Annotated in this window: 5 protein-coding genes; 2 read left to right on the forward strand and 3 right to left on the reverse strand. The window is 74.9% G+C overall.

The annotated features are described in order from the left end of the window. Positions 1 to 59: 59 nt before the first annotated feature. On the forward strand, positions 60 to 1,037 hold the full coding sequence (locus ACWCO3_RS32325; protein ID WP_450013704.1) for a tyrosine-type recombinase/integrase: 978 nt from the start codon (positions 60 to 62) through the stop codon (positions 1,035 to 1,037). A 40-nt stretch (positions 1,038 to 1,077) separates the two neighbouring features. Here the strand turns inward: ACWCO3_RS32325 and ACWCO3_RS32330 are convergent, their stop codons facing one another. After that, positions 1,078 to 1,449 carry a VOC family protein gene (locus tag ACWCO3_RS32330; protein ID WP_145781825.1) on the reverse strand — a complete coding sequence of 124 codons (372 nt, stop codon included), beginning with the start codon at positions 1,447 to 1,449 and terminating at the stop codon, positions 1,078 to 1,080. Between the two features lie 85 nt (positions 1,450 to 1,534). Between ACWCO3_RS32330 and ACWCO3_RS32335 the strand changes: the two genes are divergently transcribed. After that, entirely contained in the window at positions 1,535 to 2,380 is an 846-nt protein-coding gene (locus tag ACWCO3_RS32335; protein WP_450013698.1) for an LLM class flavin-dependent oxidoreductase, read from the forward strand. 9 nt (positions 2,381 to 2,389) lie between these two features. Here ACWCO3_RS32335 and ACWCO3_RS32340 read toward each other — a convergent pair whose 3' ends face one another. Then, on the reverse strand, positions 2,390 to 3,562 hold the full coding sequence (locus ACWCO3_RS32340; protein WP_450013700.1) for an outer membrane protein assembly factor BamB family protein: 1,173 nt from the start codon (positions 3,560 to 3,562) through the stop codon (positions 2,390 to 2,392). Positions 3,563 to 3,593: 31 nt separating this feature from the next. Then, a partial coding sequence (locus tag ACWCO3_RS32345; RefSeq protein ID WP_450013702.1) for a hypothetical protein occupies positions 3,594 to 4,022 on the reverse strand: 429 nt, incomplete at its 5' end.

Consider the following 4,022-nt stretch of genomic DNA (forward strand, 5'->3'; position numbering starts at 1 on the left):
GTGGTGGCAGAGTGCCGCCAGCAGCGTGCAGGCGTGGAAGAACTCGTGGTGGCCGGACGGTGCTCGCCCGCCCGTCCGCGACCCCCGCTCTTCCGAGCGGACCGGTCGAGGTCACCGAGGCGTGGCTGCGCAACCGGCGGTTGTCCGAGCACACCCGCGACGCGTACCGCCGCGACGTCACCAGTTGGCTCACCTGGTGCGCCGGCCGGGACCTGGACCCGCTGCGGGCCACGTTCCTGCACGTCAACGAGTACGCGCGGGCGTTGGAAGCCACCATCGGCGCCCGCAGCGGCCGCCCGCTGACACCGGCGACGGTGGCACGGCGACTCTCCGCGCTGTCCAGTTGGTACGACTTCCTGGTCAAACTGGGCGCGGTCCCGGCCAACCCGGTCTCCGGCGCGGACCGGCCCCGCGTCGACCGGGATCACTCCGCCACCCTGGGGCTCACCCCCGAAGAGGTCGACGCGCTGCTCGCGGCCGCGGACGCGGACACCGGAGCGACCGCCGCCCGCAACCGGGCGGCGATTGCGCTCCTCGCCGACCTCGGCCTGCGGGTCGGGGAGCTGATCTCGCTGGACCTGACCGACCTCGGCACGGAGCGCGGACACCGCAGCGTGCGCTTCGTCGGCAAGGGCGGCAAGCAACGCCGCCGCGCCCTCACCCCCAGCAGCGGGTACGCCGTGGACGCCTACCTGGCCGAACGGGCCGCCGCCGCCGGTGTGCCGGTAACGCAGCTGACCGGGCCGCTGCTGGTCACGGCGACCGGCGGCCGGCTGGACCGGCACTCGGTGTTCCGGCTGGTGCGTCGGCTCGCCCGAGCAGCAGGCATCCCGGCGTGGGCGAAGCTGTCCCCGCACTCACTGCGACACGCGTTCGCCACCACCGCCCGCTCCGAGGGCGTGCCGTTGGAGGACGTGCAGGACGCGATGGGGCACGCCGACCCGCGTACCACCCGCCGCTACGACCGGGACCGGCACAACCTCGACCGCGACCCGGCCTACGCGGTGTGGGCGGCCCGGTCGCGTCGGCGCGCCTGACCCAGCCCGCTCCCTGTCGACGCGGGCCGACCCAGCCTGGTCAGCTTTGCGGGCGGGGGCAGATGCAGAACGGCTGCCCGATCGGGTCGAGCAGCACCACCCACCGGTCACCACCGGGCTGGAAGTCCGGCTTGGACGCGCCCGCCGCGACGAGCTGCTGCTCCGCCGCCGCCAGGTCGTCGACGTAGAGATCCAGGTGGTAGCGCTTGTCGCCGGTGGAGTCCGGCCAGGACGGCGGCTGGTAGCCCTCCACCAGGCCGAAGCCGATGGAGACGCCACCGGACCTGATCATCGCGTACTCCGGTTGGCTGTGGGTGACCTCCCAACCCAGCGCCTGGTGGTAGAACGCGGCGTGGCCGGCGGGGTCGGAACTGTCGAGGTTGACCATCGCGAGGTCGGCAGAGACTGTCACGCGGGCAGTATCCCGCCGAGGTCCGACAATCGGGCGGCAGCACTCGCCGGGACACACCGTCGGACCCCCGCCATACGGTCGAGGGATGAGACACGGTCTGGAAATCTCCTGCGGCGGCGCCTCGGTCGAGGTGTCCACCCTGGTGGAGCTGGGTGAGCTGGCCGAACATGCCGGGTGGGACGGCGTCTTCCTGGAGGACTATCTGATCCACTACTCCGGCGACGAACCGTTCACCTACGATCCCTGGCTGGTTCTCGCCGCGATCGCCGGCCGCACCGGGCGGGTGCGGCTGGGCACCACGGTCACCGCGCTGCCCCGGCGTCGCCCAGCGAAGCTGGCGCGGGAGGTCCTCACCCTCGACCACCTCAGCGCAGGCCGCGCCGTCGTGGCGGTCGGTGTCGGCGACGCCGGCGACCGGGGCCTGGCCGCCTTCGGTGAGCAGACCGAGGTGTCCGTGCGGGCCGCGATGCTCGACGAGGGTCTCGACCTGCTGACCGGCCTGCTCAGCGGCGAGCGGGTCACCCACCAGGGCACCCACTACCGCGCGGACGGGGTGGCCCTGCGACCTGCGCCGGTGCAGTCACCCCGGGTGCCGGTCTGGGTCGGCGGGAGCACCCAGGCGGGAGCGGTCCGCCGCCGGGCGGCCCGCGCGGACGGCATCGTGCCGTACAAGCTCACCGACACCGACGGGTGGTCCGACTTCACCCCCGACGAGGTACACGACCTCGCTGCTGCGTTGCCGTCGACGCGCGCCGACGGTCAGCCGTTCGACGTGGCGGTCGGCGGGCGGCGACGCCGCTCCGACGAACGCGCCGAGCGGGCGTACCTCGCTGAGTTGGCCGCCGCCGGCGCCACCTGGTGGCTGGAGTTCGTCCCGGCCGGCGATCCGGCGACGATGCGCGCCGCCGTCACCCGAGGACCCCTGCGCTGACCCGCAGGGTCAGGGGCCGTCGAGGGGCCAGAATGTCTGCCGTGCCGCGCCATCGCGGCAGAGCAGCCCGGTGCCGGCCCGCCGGCAGTCGGTCACACCCGCCGGGAGCACCGCGGACACCCAGTGACCATCGCGACCCACCGTCGCGACCAGGGAGCGTCTGCCGTCCGCCGCCATTCCCAGCACCAGCAGGGGTTCCGGGGCGCCCCGGGGAGAGGGCACGGTACGCCAGCGGGCGCCCGCCGGCCACGTCCACAGCCGCACCCCGGTGCCCGCGTCGATCGCCCAGCGTCCCCGCTCGTCCTGCCCGCAGATCAGCCCCTGGCAGGGCCGAAGGGTCACCTCGCCCGGCTGCACCGGCACCTGCCAGCGCGGAGCCAGCCCCGGCAGGTCGTACCCGGACAGCGCCGCCGCGCCGCCGCTCGGGTGACGCAGCACCAGATGCGCGCCGGCGACCTGGGGATTGTCCGGGCCATAGTCGGCCGGCGGGAGCCGCCCCCGACCCCGCTCGGTGCCGTCATGGGCGTCGAGCAGCCGGGTCAGCCCGTCGTCCTGCACCAGCAGCACCCGCCCGGGCAGGCCGGGAAGTGGCCGCAGCACCGCCGTGGAGGGCAACGGGACCGACCACCGGGTTGCGCCGGTGGCCGGGTCGACACCCTGCACCGTGCCCTCGACCCGCCGTCCCGGTTCGGAGACGCTGCGCACCTCGCTCACCGCAACCGCCGCGTCCCCGGCCGCGTACACCCGCTCGGGTCGCCGCCACACCGGCTGGCCGGTCCGCATCGACCGCGCGGAGGTCGCCCGGGCCCCGCGCGCCTGATCGCGTTCGACAAGCAGGAGCAGGTCACCGGCGACCTCGGCGGACCACCCGGCCGCGGGCGGCACGGTGACCCGCCACCGGGGCGGGCCGCCCGGCGCGGCCGGGTCGTAGGCGCTCAGCGTCGGTGGGTTCTGGTCGGGGTCGACGACCAGCAGCAGCGGCCCCGCACCGAGCACCGTCGCCCGGGCGGGCACCGCCGGCCCCACCTGGGGTGTCAGGCGCGCGGCCGGGGCGGCGCCGCCGAGCAGGGCACACGCCGCCACCAGCATCGCCACCCGCCAACGGCGGGACAACTGCGGCGGTGGCGGGCGGTCGTCAACTGGCGACGCCCAGTCGTTTCCCAGCTCGATCAGTACCGACATGCGCACCCACCCGTCTGTTCGCGCCGGCCGTTCAGCAGAGCAGATCGAGGTGGTGGTGGGCGTCCTCGGCGATCTCCTCGTGCCGCAGCCACCGGCGCGCCCACAGCCGGGCGGCCAGTGCCGCCTGCTCGTCGCCCCAGGCGGCGTGCTCGACGAGTAACGCGGTGGTCAGCGCATACGCCAGGCGCAGCGCCAGACCACGGGCACCGGCGAGCACCCCCGGCGAGGCCGGGTCGACGGTCACCGCGGCGATGGTCTCGCCCAACTGCGCGGCGGTGGCGGCCAGCGTGTCGGCCAGCACCGGCGACAACGGTCGGGCCAGGTCGACGGCTGCGGCGAGCCGGGCCAGCAGGGGCGCCCCGGCGGCCGAGCAGCACTCCCACGAAGCAGTAGAGGACGTTCTGGACCAGGAGGGCCGTCGAGAAGCCCAGCGCGAGGTTGTCGAGGAGTTCCATGCCTC

The organism is Micromonospora sp. NPDC002411, from assembly GCF_053592955.1.